This window comes from Verrucomicrobiia bacterium, assembly GCA_035946615.1.
Lineage (GTDB): Bacteria > Verrucomicrobiota > Verrucomicrobiia > Limisphaerales > UBA8199 > DASYZB01.
This window is the reverse complement of record DASYZB010000012.1, coordinates 1-16,697: the sequence shown is the minus strand read 5'-3', so window position 1 is coordinate 16,697 and position 16,697 is coordinate 1. Positions and strand designations below refer to the sequence as shown.

The following is a 16,697-nucleotide window of genomic DNA, read 5'->3' as shown; positions in this document are numbered from 1 at the left end:
GTTTTCAACAAAGGCGGTTACGATGAGGGTTGCGGCTGCAGCCGAATGAGATTACGGGCTTGGGCCAGCAGGGCTTGGTCGGCTTGGGCATCGTCGTCGATTCCCCAGACAGCCAGTTCGAGTGAGCGTTGGCCGCCATTGCGCCGGCCATCAACGACTGCCTGGAGCCGGCCCCGGTAACCTGTGGCCCCTTTGGTATTGAGGGAGCCGTGTCGATCTTCTGCCAGGCAATAAAGCACGTGGACCTGCGAGGCGCCTTGTGTGAAGGCATAGCACTTGAAGGGCAGTGCGAGTCCACCTATATCGAGTTGGCGCGGGCCGATTTGGCGGGTCAATTGGGCTCCGGCGGCCGTCAGGCAGACTTCGGGGATGTGGCTTTTGGCCATGTGCGCTGCGAGGCGCCCCGGATTCCAACGGAGGAAAATCGCCTGCCATTTCAAGTTGGCGCCTTCATCCCACGCTGCGGAGCGGGCTTGGTCATAACGCAAAACGCGGCGCGCGTCCGCATTGAGAAAAAGCTCCTGGAATGCAGGCTGAGCTTTGGGGAATTCGACCGTCCAGCTCAATGGGGCTGTTGTACGAGGGTTTTCGTGGGCGCGATACCAGCACTCGGCGCCGACCTCGACTACCAGAAGCCAGCCGGCAAGGGCGGCAGCCAACTTGAAGGGGATGGGGCGCCAGGAGGTGCGCAGGGCTTTTATATTCCTGAGGAAACCATTTGAGACAGGAGCCTCCTCGCGCCGGCCTCTACAGGATGCGCGCGGGCGGTTTGCGGACGCGAGATACCACAGGCAAAGAAAGCATGCTGCAAGAATCGCTATACCGGCTGGGTCATGCCAAGCGGCGATGGCGGCTGGGCCCTTCGTGGCTGCCACCCAGCAGAGCACGGTTGTCCGGATGAGATTGAATCCGAATGTTAAGGCCAAGGCGGCCATTACACAGATGACCCGTCGCAAGGCGGTTAAGGAATAGACCTCGCCGAAAAAAACCGCGAGCATCAGAGCCGCTTGAAAGGAGCGAATGCCGCTGCAGGCCGGGTCGATGGCGACGATGCCAGTGCGCACTTCGACCAAGTTGCCGTGTTGGATAGCGGGAATGGCGGCCAGGTTGAGGACCTCGACGGTTGCCGCGGCATTCGCGCCGGTGAGCCATCGAATAACCGGGCTTTCCATCAGCGTTGGCCAGGGGACGGCCAGCAGGAAGAAAAGCAACGGGAACAGAATGCGGGTTTTGAGCAAGCGTTTCACTGGCGCGCGCCATTGTCCGGCCAGGAGCAGGGTCATGGCGATCACCTCGAAGGCGAGAGTCCAGCTTACCAGGCGCCACTCGGGATTGGCCTGTTGCACGAGGCGTATGGGGGCGTAGAGCAGGGCTGCGACGGCCAGGAACCATGTGCCGGCGGGCTGAGGTGCAGGTTGCGACTGTGGGTCGGAAGCCCGGATTCGCCTAAAGGCCAGGTACAGGCACAGGCAGGGCACAGCCCAGCCGTAACCGTACTGCGGGTTGAAGGTCCATTCCCAGCGCAATTGCTCGACCAGCCGAATCCAAAGAAACAGAAGAACGATTAAAGTCATGTCATGGCCTTACCCCATAGCGAAGCCAATACCCGGCCAGCTTCACGTACTCCAGTCCGATGTAATGCCACATGCCTTGCCGACGCCATTCGGAGCGGTCGTACCCGAAATAGGCGGGGCGTGAAAAGAATTGGATGTCGGCGGCGTCATGTTGGAAGCACCGCAGGGCGCGCCTTGAGTGATACCAGGAAGTGACCAGGATAACGCGCCTGGCCCCATCAGCCCGGAGCAAGCGGATGCTGAACAGGGCGTTTTGGAAGGTGTTTTTCGAATTGCACTCGATTTGGATAGCTTGGGCCGGCACTCCGCGCGATTCGAGCAGTTGTCTGTTCGTCTCGCAATCCCCGCGCCCGCTCACCAGAATGCGCGGCGCTGCGTGGTCGGCGAATAATTGGGCTGCGCGCAGCGGGCGCTCGTACGAACCGCCGCCCAGGACGACCAGGGCGTCGGCCTGCACGTTTCCGTTGTCCACGCAGAGGAGTTGTTGGGGAAAGACCACTCCAGCGACGACAATGAGGGTCAGCAACCCGGCGGCGAGGGCGGCGATGATGAGAAGGCGTTTGCGGTTCACAAAAGCGTAATGACTTTAGGGATGTGAGGGTCCAGAGTCAAAGGGGGAACTAACGGGACCGAACGGCGGTTTAATCTCTTCTCTCTTCTCTATAGAAAGGGTTTGGGAGTATGTTGGCGCATGCCTTGGAGCCGGCATTACAGGAAAGTACTCCTTGTCATTGGTTTTAGCGCAGCAGGCTTGCTGTCGCTGGTGCTGGCGTTGCCTTTATGGTTTCCATGGGTGCTGAGGCCCTTGGCTTCGAGTCAGGGGGTCCATTATGGGCAGTACCAGCGCGAGGGTTACGCCCGGTTTTCGCTCCGTGATGTCTCTCTCACAACCAGCGGCCTAAGATTTCATGCCGCCCGCCTCGATGCTTTGGTTCCGAGCGCGTGGCTATGGCGCAAGGCCATTGGCCCTGCCAATCCAAAAACCTTTTTGAGCATTGCAGATTGGCGGCTGGAAACCCTTGCCAGCGCCGCCTCCAGCCAAACCTCCGTTTCCGCGGAATTCCAAACGGCTTCCGAATTGCTCGCCTGGCTGCGGCGCTCGGTTCCGGCAGCAGCCCTTTCTAATGGAGCGCTTCAGGTCGAGACGAGGTCCATTCTGATTCCCACAGTTTTATGGCAAAATGGTTTTTTACGAGCGGGGGTTGAATTGCCGAGCCGAGGGGAGCGCTTGGCCCTCGATGCCAACCTCGGCAATGGAACGCCTTTTGCCCTTCAGGTGCATTCCCCTTCGCTTCGGCTCGACGCGTCAATTGCATTGGCAACTAATTCGTTGGGACTCAGTGTGCAGGCCAGCGGTTTGTGGTGGAGCAATCATATCCAGTTGGCCGCGCAATTTGGCCGGACCGGAACCCTGCCGGAAAGCGCCAGCTTGCGCGCGGCTGATTTCCATCTGCCAGGCAAGGCAGTGGATATGCCGTACCAGGAACTTGAGGGGTCGTTGTCCGGGACATGGCAGAAGGGAGAATTTGCTTTTGACCTGAACGCCAATGGCCGGCCAGGCGAAGCCCAAACGAATGTCCCTCCGTTCAAACTGGAGTTGCGGGCCAGCGGTGACACTAACGCCGTTGCGGTCCAAACGGCGGATATTTCCTCGCCATGGTTGACGGCGAGATTAGGACAGCCGGCGACAATTTATCGACAGGGCCGGCTTCTGCGGGCGCCGACGACCTTGATGGTGTCGGCGGACCTGGGGCAGCAGCCGTTCGTGCCGGTAACGGGCCGGCTGGAAGGGAAAGCGGATTTTTTTCCTGGCCCGGGCAAACTCCCGGTGGCGCGATTCGATTTGGCAGGGACGGAAATTGGGACTGCATCGGTGCGAGCGCAGGAGGCAAGGGTTCAAGGGTCAGTGGTTTGGCCTTGGCTGGAGGTGACCCGAGCCGCGGGGCGATTTACCGATGGTTCAGAGATCACGGCTCATGGCAGAATCGAGTTGCAGAAGAAAGAAGTCGCAGCGGGTTCGTTTGAATTTCGCGGGCCATTGCCAGGGCGCTGGTTGCCGCGTGGTTACTCGTATCGGGAGCTTGCGGTCTCAGGGAGCTTGAATGGTCCGTTGGAGCATCTGCAACATGGGGGTGAAGTGAACGCTGCGGGGGTTTCACGTCCCGGTCTGCGCCCGCTGGAAGTGCGTCTGCGGTGGAAAGGGGAGGAGGAAACGATTTCGCAAATCAATGCAGAGGCCATGGCCGGCCACTCGACTCTTCGCCTGACGGGTTCGGCAAGAGGGTCCGGGGACGGGTTGGAGATCGACCTGGCGTCGCTTGATCTATTCACCAACCAGCAACCCCTGTTGCGCTTGACGCAGCCGTGTCATGTTTTCGTGGGCTATTCAAAAGGGAGCAATCTCATGCAGGTTGCCACGAGTCCTCTTGCGTTCAGAGGTCCGGGGGGAGATGCGCAAGGCCAGGCAACATTCGAGTGGCCAAGGCGGGGGACCCTTCAGCTCAGATTAGCCGGCATCCATAGCGGTCTGCTAGGCTCATTTCTCACCAACCAATTGCCGGATGTTGAAATAGAGAAACTGCAAGCGAGGTCGAGTTGGACCAACGGGCCGGTTGCCTTTGGGCTCGATTTGGCGGCCAAGGCGGTTGTGAGCGAACCGCCCGGCTGGCTGCTGAGCCAGGCGGATTTAACAAACCCCCCGGCTCGAAAGCCCTCCAAATCAGTGGAAGCAGGAAAGCTAGTTTCTTCTCGAAGCAGCGAGGTGGCCTCTGGCTCTCTGCCACTGAGCCTCGATTTGAAAGCGGCTGGGGATGCATCCGGGATACTGATCACCAACTTTGCGATCAATTCCCAGACGTCGGTTGTGGCCGTGGTGCGTGGATTGATTCCCATAACGCTGAACCCGGCGTCCGCGAGTAACATCGTGCAGATCGATATGGCCCGGCCTCTGCAACTGAGTGCCAGCACCGAGCCGAGCGCCTTTTTTTGGCGCACTCTGGCTGAGTGGACCGGGACAACGCTCAGAAAACCGAACCTCGATGTGAATGTGTCGGGCACTTGGGCTTCTCCTCAAGGACACATCAATTTACGCGCGGCGCAAGTGCAGTTTCGGGGCGCGCGCGCCGCGCTGCCCGCGTTGGAGGACCTCGATGTGAAGGTTCAATTGGACCGCGAGCAGGCGCGTCTGACTCAGGGGAGCGTCCGGGTCCAGGGCCAACTGTTGAGCTGCACGGGAGAACTGCCGCTGGGCCGGGGATTTTGGGCCGGGCTCAAGCAGAAAAAGCTGCCATCATGGCAAAAGGCCAGCGGGCGGCTGCTCATGCATGAGGCGGAGCTGGGGGCTTTTGAACCACTGTTTCCCGAGTTGCTGGCGCCTCAGGGTGAACTCGATCTGGATATCTCGCTGCTGGCGGGCGGAAAATTCGAGGGACAGTTGGAAATTATCCAGGCGCGCACACGCCCGCTGGGCAGCATTGGTCCCGTGCGTGATATTAATGTCAAAATGCGGCTGAACAATCGCATGCTGAAGTTGGAGCAGGCCACAGCCCAGGTCAGCAGCGCCAGGCTTAATCTCACCGGCCAGGCTGACTTGCGCGGGACGGATTGGCTAGACGGAACTCTGCCACCATTCGAGTTCTCACTCAGTGGGAGCGATGTCCCGCTGTCGCGGAGCCCCTCGTCGATAATCCGAAGCGACCTGCTGCTGGGAGTTGTCAAAACAAACGGCGCTCCCCCGCTGGTTTCGGGCATCGCCACCTTGCGGGACAGTTATTTTTTAAGTGATTTGGCGGACCTGATTCCGGGCAAAGTGGCCACGCCCCAGAAGCGGCCACCGTATTTCAGCGTGGCCGATCCCTTGCTGGCGGATTGGCGGTTGAATGTGGAGGTACAAGGGGAGCGCTTCCTCAAAGTCCGCACAACGCTCTTCAACGGGGAAGTGTCGGCCAATCTCAAGGTGAGTGGCACCTTGGAAGACCCCATTGCCCTTGGCGATTTGCGCATTGATTCTGGCGCGGTGACTTTTCCTTTTGGCAGCCTGCAGGTCCAGCAAGGGTTGGTAAATCTGACCAGCGCCGACCCGTATCGGCCAGAACTTGCTATTACAGCGGCCTCGAAGCAGTTCGGCTACGACATCCGGATGGAGGTCACCGGGCCGGCGGATTCGCCGATCATTCAATTCAACTCGACGCCCCCGCTCAGTTCGGAGCAGATTCTATTGATGGTAACCGCCGGGCAATTGCCGCAAGGGACTTTCAGCTTGACGCCCCAGCAGCGCGCCCAAACCATGGGCGTGTTCCTCGGGCGCGGGATGCTGTCTAAGCTCGGTTTTGGCGACGAGGCCCAGCAGCGGTTAACCATCCGCTCCGGGGAGGAGATTAGCGACCAGGGCCGTCCGACGTATCATATCGAATACAAACTGACCGACCGTTGGTCTTTGGAAGGGGAATACGACCGCTTTGGCGATTTTGATGCCGGGTTCAAATGGCGCATTTATTCAAAGTAGGACGACCTCCTCTCCTTCATTTGTCTCGGCGCGGCCTTGGGGCGGGCCGGGTGGCGGGAACTATTGCGGCGCGTTTTTGGAACAGGCTGGGCGCGCTTTGCTGTTGCTGGGTTTTGTCGATTCCAACGGGGTTTGGCCGAGCCGCGGTGGTTTCCAGCGCGCCCAAACCAAAACCAGCGCAATTGAGCATTACGGGTTACGGCTTTTTGGGAAATCGAGAACTCAAGCGCATCTTGCGCACGCTGGAATTGAGCGGCAAAAAGCCTGAACTTTTTGGACCCAGTTTTGTAGAGGACTCGGCGCTGATTCTCACCTCGAAGATTAAGCGCGACGGGTATCTGCGGCCCTCGATTCTGATTCGCATACGCCTGTCCCAAGGCGCCCAAATCGACACGGATGCCGCGGCGCTGCTGGAGAATCCTTTGCCGCGGCCGCTGCCCATCAAGAGTGTGCATTTCTATATTCACAAAGGGCTTCTCTATTACTTCAAGAGCCTGGTATTTGAGGGGTTGCAATCGGCGCCTGAGAAAAAGGCGCGCTCCTATTTCATGGAGACCCAAACGCTGTTGAATATTAAACGGGGCCGCATCTATACGCCCGAGCGGCTGCGCCAGGGGCTATCGAGCCTGAGCGACATCCTGGACGAGCAGGGCTACACCCATGCGAAGCTCGAACCTGCAGGCTTGCGCCAGGACGACAAAACCGGCGCGGTCAGCGTTGTCATCCGTATCGAGGAAGGGCCCAAGTTTCTCGTCCACTCGGTGCATGAAGACTTTTTTTATCAAGGGTCGCCACACCCGGAGGAGAGCAAGACGTTTTTCCCGAATGCGCCCGACTCGAGGTTATGGCAGCAGGATTTCACGCTCAGCATCAAGACCAACCAGTATCATCGCGGGTATCCCGACACATCGGTTGAGGTAACGACCTTGCGCAACGAGAGGCGAACCAATTACGTCTGGGTGGACCTCGAGGCCCGGGTGCAGAGCGGCTATCAAGTCGGGATTGGGGCCGTCGAGTTCGAGGGACAAAAGCGGACTCGCCCGGGGTTGTTGTCGCGGAGCGTTCGGATTCATCGAGGGGAACTGCTGGACCCGATTGTAGTGGAGCAGGCCCGCTATCGCCTGGCGCGGCTGGGAGTTTTCAACAGCGTGAACCTCGAGTATCTGCCGGTCAACGACCAGACGCGCGATGTGCTCTACCAGGTGACGGAGGTTAAAACACTCAACGTGAGCCTGCTCTTCGGTTGGGGCAGTTACGAACTGTTGCGCGGCGGAGTCGAGATCGAGGCCAATAATCTCTGGGGCGCGGCGCATCACGCAGACCTCACGATCATTCAGTCGTTCAAGTCATCCAGCGGCAATTTGAATTATACAGTGCCGGAACTGGTGGGCAAAGACATCGACTTATTTGCGAACGGCAATGGATTGAGGCGCCAGGAAATCTCGTTTCTGCGCCTCGAGTATGGCGGGGGGGTAGGGTTGCATAAGTACTTTCAGCAGGAGGCGACCGATGTCAGCCTTCGCTATAATTATCAAATCCTCAGCGCGCAGGATTTCACTACCTTTCAGGGCGTTTCAAGCGAGGGCCTGACCAACCCGGCGGTTGGCTCGATCATTGCCCAGGTAAAATTCGACCGCCGCGATAACCCGCTCTATCCGCGCAAGGGGTATAAGGTGTTCCTGACATTCGAAACCGGCACTTCCTATTTGGGTGGAGACGCCAATTACCAGCGCATCATCCTCGAGCCGTCGTGGTATCATGCACTGGGCGGTGGCCGTTACCTGAGCATCGGGCTGAGCCATGGCGTTGATGTGAGCTTTGGCAGTGCAGCCAACAATCTTCCTTTTAATTCGCGTTTTTTTCCCGGAGGGGACAATTCCATTCGAGGTTACCAGGAGGGCGAGGCCTCGCCGCGCAACGCTTTGGGCCAAATCCTGGGCGCGGAGTGCTACCTGCTGGGGTCGATCGAACTGGAGCAAGCCCTGACGGCAAAATGGTCGGTGGTGCTGTTCTCAGACAATCTCGGATTCGCCGAACACATCGACCATTATCCCTTTGATACCGCGTTGTTCTCGGTCGGCCTCGGTCTGAGTTGGAGAAGTTTGATTGGACCGGTCCGGCTTGAATACGGATATAACCTCAATCCAAGGCCAGGCGATCCTTCCGGGACGGTGTTGTTTTCCCTGGGATTCCCATTCTGAGAAAAGAGTGTATTTTAATTGGCCTGCAGCTTGAGCAGCTTGAGCAGCCTTGCGTTCCAAAGCACCTGATTTTACATGGTAAGGATTGGCGCGCCCGCCGCGACTCGAAGGTCGTTTCTGGCCAGATCTGGCAAAGCTAATTCTACAGGATCGAGATCTCTACTTGTGGAAGGCTAAAAATCATCAGGATAAAACCAATTCTCAATTATGCGCCTGAGCAGCCGGATGGCCAGCCACATTGCGCATAACGCAATAGGCTCCCACCAGGCAAACCGCGGATCGAGAGGGCGGCACCAAGGAGCAAGTCGCTCTTTCTTCCTTCACTTCAGATGCAGCCGGTAGAAACGCATGAGAGACTGGGCGGGCTGTGGATCGATGAGCGGGGTTGCTCCACTGAGGAGGGTGTTGGTGCCCACAGGTATCCACGTCTTGAGGTCCGGCGAACTCTCAAGCACAACGGTTTGGCCACTCGGGCCACTGGCCTCGAGCTGCACCTGGCCTGAGGTCGAGACCCGGGCATTCGAGATAACGAGCGCCGGGGGCCAGAGGCTTTCCACGAACCAGCTGGAGCCATTACCATATCCCCCGGTTGTGTAACCGCGCGCCCGGATTCTGCCGGTGGCGGGCAATGACAGCCCAGTCATTTCCCAGCCGCCGGGCTCCCTGGTGGCCTCTCCCAGGTTAGTCCAGGAGATGCCATCCGGCGAATACTCGAAGGTTGCCCGCCAGACCTCCGGCGCGGAGCCGCCGCGGGTCCAGGAGACGGTAGAACCGTCGAAGGTCAGGTATTGAACGGCGGGTTCGTTATTGAGCAGCCGTCCGGAATCAAAGGACTTCTGCCCGGCCAAGGTAGTGAACGGACCTGTAACAACGACATTCCCGTCCGCTTGCAAGGCCAGCGAGTCCACTTCCCAGGAATCGCTTCCCACGCCAGGATTAAAGGTTGGGTCCAGGGAGCCATCAGGGTCCAGGCGGGCCAGGTTGGTCCGGCTTACACCGCTGACGTCCGTTAGATGGCCGCCAATGATCATTTTTCCGTTCGCCTGCAACGCTATCGAAAAAACGAGGCCAGGATAAGGAATCGCCGCCTTAAAACCTTCGTCCAGGGAGCCGTCGGGATGAAATCGGACCAGCGCGCTGCCCTGGGCAATGTCCGACCCGATGGCATCGCCGCCGACGAGAATGGCGCCATCTGGCTGGACCACCATGCAATACGTGAAGCCGTGGGTGCTGGGATTAAATGTCGTGTCTAAAGTCCCATCGGGATTTAGCCGCCAAGCCGCTCGCTTGCGTATAAGCGCAGCCAGCAAAGGTTTCATTCAGGGTTCCGTCTGGATTGAATCGATTTACCCCGCCCAGAATCTTGCCATCGGGCAGAAGGGCCATCGTGTAATAAAGAGACGCTGTGGCCAGTTGAAATATGCGCTTTGAAAGTTGGTGAAGACCTCCAATTCGCTCCAAATCGACCTTAACCTTCGCCAGGAATGCTTCCGACTGGTCATGTCTTGTCATTTGGTTAACCCGAAGTATTTCACGCACGCGCACGACTCGACTCTCATTAACACCAGAGCTTTAGCCCGGTGGTCCGCGGCCAGCGAAGGTCAAGCCGTTTCAAGCGCTTCTCGCCCGCCTCGGCCTTGCATGTTCGTTCCGTGACAGGGAGCAGAACTGCTCATTTTGCACTTCGCTCATTTTGTCCCAAACTGCATCGCTTAGTTTTTGCTGAGGTCCGCGCGGTTCCACCAACCGCCGCCGAGGGCTTGAAAGAGAGCCGCGGTGTCGGCGTAGCGGCTGGCCTGGGCCTGCACCAGGAGGATGGAGGCTTGTTGATAGGCCTGTTCCGCCGTTAAAAAGGGGAGATAGCCGGAGTAGCCGGCCTCAAATTGATTCCGAGCCAAATCCAAGCTGGCCTTGGCAGCATCTCGCGAGGCGGCCGCTGCGCGCAGGCTGTTGGCATCCTGCAGGAGCGCGTGCAATGTGTCGGCCACATTCTGAAAGGCGGTCAGGACCGTCGCCCGGTATTGCTCGGCGGCCTGTGTATAGGCTGCCTTGGCGGCCCTTTGTTTGTGCAGCAAAGCCCCGCCTTGGAAAATGGGCTGGGTCAAACCTCCCGCCAAAGTCCAGAAACCTTCCGGACTTGAAAAAATCTGACCCGCCTCCAAGGCCATGGTGCCGGCATCGGCCGAGAGGGTGATATTGGGCAGGCGATTAGCGATGGCAATCCCAACCTCGGCGCTGGCGGCGTGAAGGCTTTCCTCGGCCTGGCGCACGTCCGGGCGTTGGGTGACCAGTTGCGAGGGAAGGCTCAGAGGCAAGTCCTGTGGCAGATGCAGGTCGGCAAGCTCGAAGCGCGCGGCAGGGCTTTGGCTGGGGAACCGGCCAGCAAGAGCGGAGAGGAGATCGCGTTGCTGGGCCAATAGCTTGAGCAAAGGCGGCAGGGTGGCCGCGACCTGGGCCAGTTGCGCCTCTTGAGCGACAACGTCCAGCCGGGCCGCGTAACCTTTAGCGTACTGGTCCTGAAGTTTTTGGAGCATGTTCGAGTTGATGTCCACCAGTTGGCGGGTGGCGTCGATTTGTCCGCGCAAGGCGGCTTCCTGAATGGCGGCAGCCGCTACGTTCGCGCTCAGGGTGATATGGGTCGCCATGAGCGCAAAGCGCGCCTGCCCTTCTTGGGCCTTCAGGGATTCCATCGTCCGGCGGTTCAGGCCAAAGACATCCGGCACGTAGGAGACGCTGACTTGAGGAGTATATAAGCTAAAGTACAGCGCCCCTGAGTTGGGTGTCGGTGAAATCAATTGGGAGGTCTTCTGGCGGGCCGCCGAGAAGCTTCCCGTGATGCTGGGCCAGTAGGCGCCTCGCTGAGCCAGGACAGTTTCTTTCGCCATGGTGAGAGCAGCTTGGGCCGCTTTGATGGTGGGGTTGTTGCTGAGCGAGAGTTCAATCAACTCATCGAGCGGTTTGGAATGAAACAATCTCCACCATTCTGCGGGAATATCACTGCCGCTCAGGAAGTGTTGCGGTGCTCCGCCAGGCATATTGGTCGTGCCGGTGGTCGAGCCAAGCGGACCCGGGGCGTAACCGCTGACTTGGGGAGCCGCCGGCCTTTTGAAATTGGGGCCGACCGCACAGCCGGCCAGGAATAAGACTAGAAGCGGGACCCATGCAGAAATTTTCCCGGGTGACACTCCCTGGGAGCAGGCCGAGGCGTGAGTGGTTGCAGGACAATGGCCGGCCTTATGGCTCTCCCTATGAGGCAGGCCGTTGGCCTGCAAACCGGAGTCTGGTTTGCCTTTCCCAGGGCGTTGCCCGGGGCTGGTATAGGGGAGGCCCTTGGCCTCTGGCCAAGGCAGCATGCAAGAAGAGCGTAATGACAGGCCCGGGCCTGGGGCGCTCCCAAGAGGGTTAAAGCACATCGATTCAGTTCCTGTTGTTAAAGTTTGGCTCATACCTCCAGCCGGTCCAACGGTCGGGCGACGATGACATACAGAGCGGGCATCAGAAAAATACTGATCAGAAGCCGCGTAAAGAGGCCGCTAACAATGACCAGCGCGAACGGCCTCTGGGAATCGGTGCCGACCCCGGTGGCAATGGCTGCCGGAAGAAGCCCTAAAGCGGCTACCAGCGCCGTCATCATGATTGGCCGCAGCCGCAGGATCGCTCCATCGCGAATCGCTCGACGGAATTCCATGCCGCTGCCGCGCAGTTCGTTCACGTAAGAGATATAGACCACAGCCGTTTGGACTGAGACGCCGAACAGGGCCAGAAACCCAATTCCAGAGGAAACCGAGAAGGGCGTATGCGTCAACCACAGCGCCACGATGCCGCCCACCGGCGCCGACAGCAACACCCCCAAAACTGTGATGAGCGGGAACTTAAAGTTGCGGTAGAGCGCGAACAGCAGCAGGAAGATCACAAACAAGGTCAGGGGCAGCACCACGTTGAGCTGGCGCCTCGAGGCGGTGTAATCTTTGTACTCGCCGCCCCAGTCCAACCGGTAACCCTGCGGCAGCGGGACTTGGGCCTGGACCTGGCGCCGGGCATCGTCCACCGCGCCCGCCAGGTCGCGTCCTTCGACGGAGAATTGCACACCGATATAGCGCGAGTTGTCCTCGCGGTAGATGAAGGAAGCGCCGTTCTGCACGCGGATATCGGCAAATTCCTTCAATGGGATTTGCGAGCCGTCTGGCGTCGAGACCAGGATGTTGCCGATCTCGTCGAGGTTACTGCGGAATTGCGGCTCCAGCCGCACGACCAGGTCGAATTGCTTTTCGCCTTGCACCACTTGGGTAGCGGCGGAACCGCCAATGGCCGCCTCGATCAGCCCGTTGATGTCCGCCACGTTGAGCCCATAGCGGGCGATCCTGGCGCGATCCGTGTTCACCGTGAGGCTGGGCTGGCCGAGTTCCTGGACCAGGGTGATCTCCTTGATCCCGCGAACCCCTTCCAACACATGTTTGATGGCCTTGCCTTTGCTCTCGAGCGTATTGAGGTCCGTGCCGAATACTTTCACCGCCAACGCGCTCTTCAGGCCGGTCTCAGCCTCATCGACCGCGTCTTCAGCCGGCTGGGTGTAATTAAAGATGATGCCGGGAAAGGCGATGAGCTTGTCGTTGATGGCTTCAATTAATTCTGCTTTCGTGCGATACTTTCCTTTCCATTCACGATAGGGCTTGAGGCCGACGAAGAACTCCACGTTGAAAAAGCCGGTTGGGTCGGTGCCGTCATCGGGGCGGCCATGCTCTGAGGCGACCACGGTAACTTCAGGGTACGAGCGCAGGATTTGGCGGACCTGGGGCGCTATCTTGCGTGATTCCTCGAAGGAGATGGTGTAGGGCATGGTGGCGCGAATCCAGAGCGCGCCTTCGTCCAGATGCGGCATGAACTCGGCGCCAATGGCGGGCAGCAGCAACAGCGAGCCGGCCAGCACCAGCGCCGACGCCAGTGTGACTCCCCAGGGATGTGCGAGGCAGAAATCGAGGCCCTTGGTGTAAGCCGACCGGACCGCCTCGAAGGCGGCGTTGCGCCGCTCACGAACGCCTTTGCGGAAGGCCCAGGAACAGACCACCGGCAGCAGGGTCAGCGTGACGATGAGCGAGCCGATCAGCGCGAAGATCATCGTGTCGGCCATCGGCGTAAAGAGTTTGCCTGAGGGTCCGGACAAAACGTAAATCGGCAGGAAGCCTGCGGCAATCACCGCCACGGCGTAGAAGATCGGGCGGTCCACCTCAGCCGCGGCATCGGCGATGACCTCCATAATCGTGAAGGTCTGGCCTTGGCGCGCGGCGAGCTGGCGGAAGATGTTCTCCACCATCACGACCGCCCCGTCCACCAGGATGCCGAAATCGACTGCGCCGATGGAGAGGAGGTTGGCCGAGACGTTGCGCAAATCGAGGCAGATGAAGGCGAATAACAATGCCAGCGGGATGGTGGTCGCGACAATCAAGCCGGCGCGAAAATCATAAAGAAAGAAGACCAGCACGATGACAACCAGGACCATGCCCCGCAGGAGATTGCGCTCGACCGTCTCGGTCGTCAGCGAAATCAGGTCGCTTCGGTTGTAAAAGGTGTGAATTTTGACGTCCTTGGGCAGGACGTTCTGATTGAGGTCCCGGGTTTTGGCCTCAACGCGCTCGAGCACCTCCTGGGTCTTCTCGCCGGTGCGCATCAGAATGACCCCTTCCACGGCGTCGTCCTGGTCCTGGTATCCAAACTGGCCCAGGCGCGGCGCGTGGCCGATCACGACCTGGCCCACGTCTTTTACCAGAACAGGAATTCCATTATGGACCGCCAGGACGACCTTGCCGATGTCCTCCGGCGTGTGCAACCGGCCCAAGCCGCGCACGTAATAGAACTGTCCCCCCTCCGAATAGAACCCGCCGCCGGCGTTGTCATTGTTGGCGCCAAGGGCAGTGACGATTTGCGATACAGACAGCCCGGCGCCGGCGACCTTCACCGGGTCCAGGAGCACCTGATACTGCATCGTCTCGCCGCCAAGGCCCGAATCGTCCGCCACCCCGGAGACCGATTTGTATTGGCGCTCGACTATCCAATCTTCAATGGTCTTCAACTCGAGAGGCGATCGGTCAGGACTCTGAAGCACGTAACGATAAATCAAGCCTGAAGGCGAAAACAGCGGCGCTACCGAGGGCGTTACACCCGCAGGCAGCGTCAGGTCCGGGATGCGTTCGAAGACCTGCTGGCGCGCGAAGTAGTTATCCGTGCCGTTGCGAAAAGTCAGGATAACGTCGGACAGACCATAGAGTGAGATCGAGCGAAGGACAGTCATGTTCGGGGTGCCGTTCATTTCGACTTCGATTGGCACGGTAATTAGCCGTTCGACTTCCTCGGCGGCGCGCCCCGGCCATTGGGTGATGATCTCGACCATGGGCGGCGAAAGGTCCGGGTAGGCCTCGACCGGCAGCCGATTGAGCGACCAGGTTCCGGTCAGGATGAGCAGGAGCGTCGCCAGGACCACCAGGAAACGTTGCCGCAGCGACGAAGCGACAACCCGATTGATAATCGAACTTGAACGCCGCTGTCCTTCCGGCAATGGAAATTCAGAGGCGCTCACTGGCTTTGCAGGAATTGCAGAAACAAGCCGCCCTCGATAACAACCTGGTCGCCTGCCTTGAGGCCGCCCGTCGCTTCATACTGGTCGCCGACGCGGCTGCCCAGAGTAATACGCCGCCGCGAGAAACTGCCGTCGGGATTGGCCAGATAGACGAACGGCAGGTCCTCGTCATCGCGCAACACCGCCGAGACCGGCGCCAACAAGCCCGTTTGGTCTCGACTCGAATGGATTAAGACGCGCACATACATCTGCTTTTTAAGAACGTCGTTAGGATTATTTGCAATGACCCGCACCCCAATGGCGCGTGTGCTCGGGTCGATAATGGCCGAGATGTAATCCACTGTGCCCGGAAGGTTGGTCGCCGAGGCGCTGCAGAGCACTTCGGCCCGGTCACCTTCCGCGATGGAGGCAATATCAGATTCGAAAATGTTCGCCATGACCCAAACCTGGGACAGGTCCGCGACGGTGAAACACGGGGTTGTGCCGGCTTGCAAGAGTTGGCCGGGCGTGATCAGTTTCTCGACGACCGTTCCTGCCAGCGGTGAGCGGATAATCCCCAGCCCATCCGGCAGTGACCGGTTCTCCTGGATGGCCTGGATGGTCGCGGTCTCCACCCCAAGAGCGCGAAGCTGTGCCAGCGCGGCCTGACGGTCGGCTTCGGCATTGGCCGCGTCCGTCTGGGCCTGCTCGACCTCCTTTCGGGAAAGATTGTTGTGCGAAAGTTGTTCGGCCAGGTCAGCAATGCGGCGGGCATTTTTCGCCGTTGTCACCGCCTTACGATAAGCGCTGACAGCTGTGGCGTAGTCCGGCGAGGCGACCGTCGCCAGCACATCCCCGGCCTGAACTTTCGCCCCTAGCGAGGCCACAAGCCGCAACGCCGGACCCGAGACCGGAGCCAAAACAGTAGTTGCCTGGTCGGCGTCAAAGCTGACCGTGCCGCTCGTTTCGATCGTCCGGCGGAAGGTGGACGATTTGATTGTTTCCGTGTGGATTTTTTGTCGCTGCGCCGCAGTCAGGACAAGGTTGCTGACCACAGCCCCAGGTGTCGGAACCGCCTCTGCGGCGTGGGAGGAGGAAGTTGCTGTAACCAGGCTCGCTGCAAAGAGCAAAGCTTTGATTGTCGTGTCGGACCGCAACCATGCAGTTGATTTCTGAGGGCACGCTTTCATGGTTCAAGGACTCTAGTACTCTTGTCGTGATTCCGTGCGGGCAATTCGGTTCGTCCGCAAAAGACTTTGGACTCCAATGGGCTGAAAACCAGGAGAAGGGCCGAAGGCCAAGGGCCGAGCCGTGGAGTCTTACAACTTGCCTTTAGGCCACGACCGACAGAAGGAATGCGAGAGCCGGCGGCGCGCGGCTGAAAGAAGCAAGGTACGTGAAGCTCACCAGGACAATGGGCTCCACGCGCGGGCTGAGATCAGACGAGCGCCAGACGCAGCCCGGAAGGATCGGCGCCGATTGAGGCGAATGCACTTGCCCTTTGACGAAAAGGCAAATGATGCAGTTCGATTTCCCGCCCTGATGCAGGGCTTTGTGGAAGGCGCCGTCCGCCGCAAGTAACTCTAAGACCAAAAGGCCTCCGGCTAAAACACCGCCAAGGAGGCGGGCGGTGATATTGAACCAGTTGAGTTTTAAGCGTAACACGCTGGGCAATAGAAAAGCACACACGAGGATGCCGCGCAAGTCTGATCAACCTGATCACCCTTCCGCCCGGATCCTTAGCGAACTGGTGCTGCGGGCGCGGCGAGGGGGAGCAGGATCAAACGATGTTCTGATTCCATGGGTAGGGATCAGGAGCGCTACTGAATGGGGCAGTACCAAGTAGGCCGTAGGCCGGATTGGGTCTT

General features: G+C 59.3%; 9 protein-coding genes. 2 read left to right on the top strand and 7 right to left on the bottom strand.

From position 1 onward, the window contains the following. Positions 1-17: 17 nt before the first annotated feature. Entirely contained in the window at positions 18-1,574 is a 1,557-nt protein-coding gene (locus tag VG146_02015; protein HEV2391119.1) for an exosortase/archaeosortase family protein, read from the bottom strand. 1 nt (position 1,575) lies between these two features. Then, on the bottom strand, positions 1,576-2,145 hold the full coding sequence (locus VG146_02010; GenBank protein HEV2391118.1) for a YdcF family protein: 570 nt from the start codon (positions 2,143-2,145) through the stop codon (positions 1,576-1,578). 120 nt (positions 2,146-2,265) lie between these two features. On the opposite strand from VG146_02010, the gene VG146_02005 reads away from it, so the two are divergent. Together VG146_02005 and VG146_02000 are read left to right on the top strand one after the other, a co-directional pair. Continuing rightward, complete coding sequence (locus VG146_02005) at positions 2,266-6,078, top strand: translocation/assembly module TamB domain-containing protein (GenBank protein HEV2391117.1); 3,813 nt, start codon at positions 2,266-2,268, stop codon at positions 6,076-6,078. Between the two features lie 113 nt (positions 6,079-6,191). Further along, positions 6,192-8,279, top strand: a complete 2,088-nt coding sequence (locus tag VG146_02000; GenBank protein ID HEV2391116.1) for a BamA/TamA family outer membrane protein — start codon at positions 6,192-6,194, stop codon at positions 8,277-8,279. A 320-nt stretch (positions 8,280-8,599) separates the two neighbouring features. On the opposite strand, the gene VG146_01995 is transcribed toward VG146_02000, so the two are convergent. From VG146_01995 to VG146_01975, 5 genes are all read right to left on the bottom strand, one after another. After that, positions 8,600-9,598: a delta-60 repeat domain-containing protein gene (locus VG146_01995; GenBank protein HEV2391115.1), complete on the bottom strand. Its 999-nt coding sequence runs from the start codon at positions 9,596-9,598 to the stop codon at positions 8,600-8,602. Between the two features lie 393 nt (positions 9,599-9,991). Continuing rightward, entirely contained in the window at positions 9,992-11,632 is a 1,641-nt protein-coding gene (locus VG146_01990) for an efflux transporter outer membrane subunit (GenBank protein HEV2391114.1), read from the bottom strand. A gap of 89 nt (positions 11,633-11,721) precedes the next feature. After that, a complete protein-coding gene (locus VG146_01985; GenBank protein HEV2391113.1) occupies positions 11,722-14,850 on the bottom strand; it encodes a CusA/CzcA family heavy metal efflux RND transporter in 3,129 nt (1,042 codons plus the stop codon). Further along, the gene (locus VG146_01980) at positions 14,847-16,019 is read right to left on the bottom strand and encodes an efflux RND transporter periplasmic adaptor subunit (protein HEV2391112.1); all 1,173 of its coding nucleotides are present in this window, start codon (positions 16,017-16,019) and stop codon (positions 14,847-14,849) included. The genes VG146_01985 and VG146_01980 overlap by 4 nt, the downstream gene beginning before the upstream one ends. Positions 16,020-16,161: 142 nt before the next feature. Next, positions 16,162-16,533, bottom strand: a complete 372-nt coding sequence (locus tag VG146_01975; protein HEV2391111.1) for a hypothetical protein — start codon at positions 16,531-16,533, stop codon at positions 16,162-16,164. Between the last annotated feature and the right edge of the window lie 164 nt (positions 16,534-16,697).

Excerpts from the sequence above, each read along its gene's own strand:
- VG146_02015 (HEV2391119.1), bottom strand. The coding sequence starts at position 1,574 with ATGACTTTAATCGTTCTTCTGTTTCTTTGGATTCGGCTGGTCGAGCAA.
- VG146_01995 (HEV2391115.1), bottom strand. The coding sequence starts at position 9,598 with ATGAAACCTTTGCTGGCTGCGCTTATACGCAAGCGAGCGGCTTGGCGG.
- VG146_02005 (HEV2391117.1), top strand. The coding sequence starts at position 2,266 with ATGCCTTGGAGCCGGCATTACAGGAAAGTACTCCTTGTCATTGGTTTT.
- VG146_01980 (HEV2391112.1), bottom strand. The coding sequence starts at position 16,019 with ATGAAAGCGTGCCCTCAGAAATCAACTGCATGGTTGCGGTCCGACACG.
- VG146_01990 (HEV2391114.1), bottom strand. The coding sequence starts at position 11,632 with ATGCTGCCTTGGCCAGAGGCCAAGGGCCTCCCCTATACCAGCCCCGGG.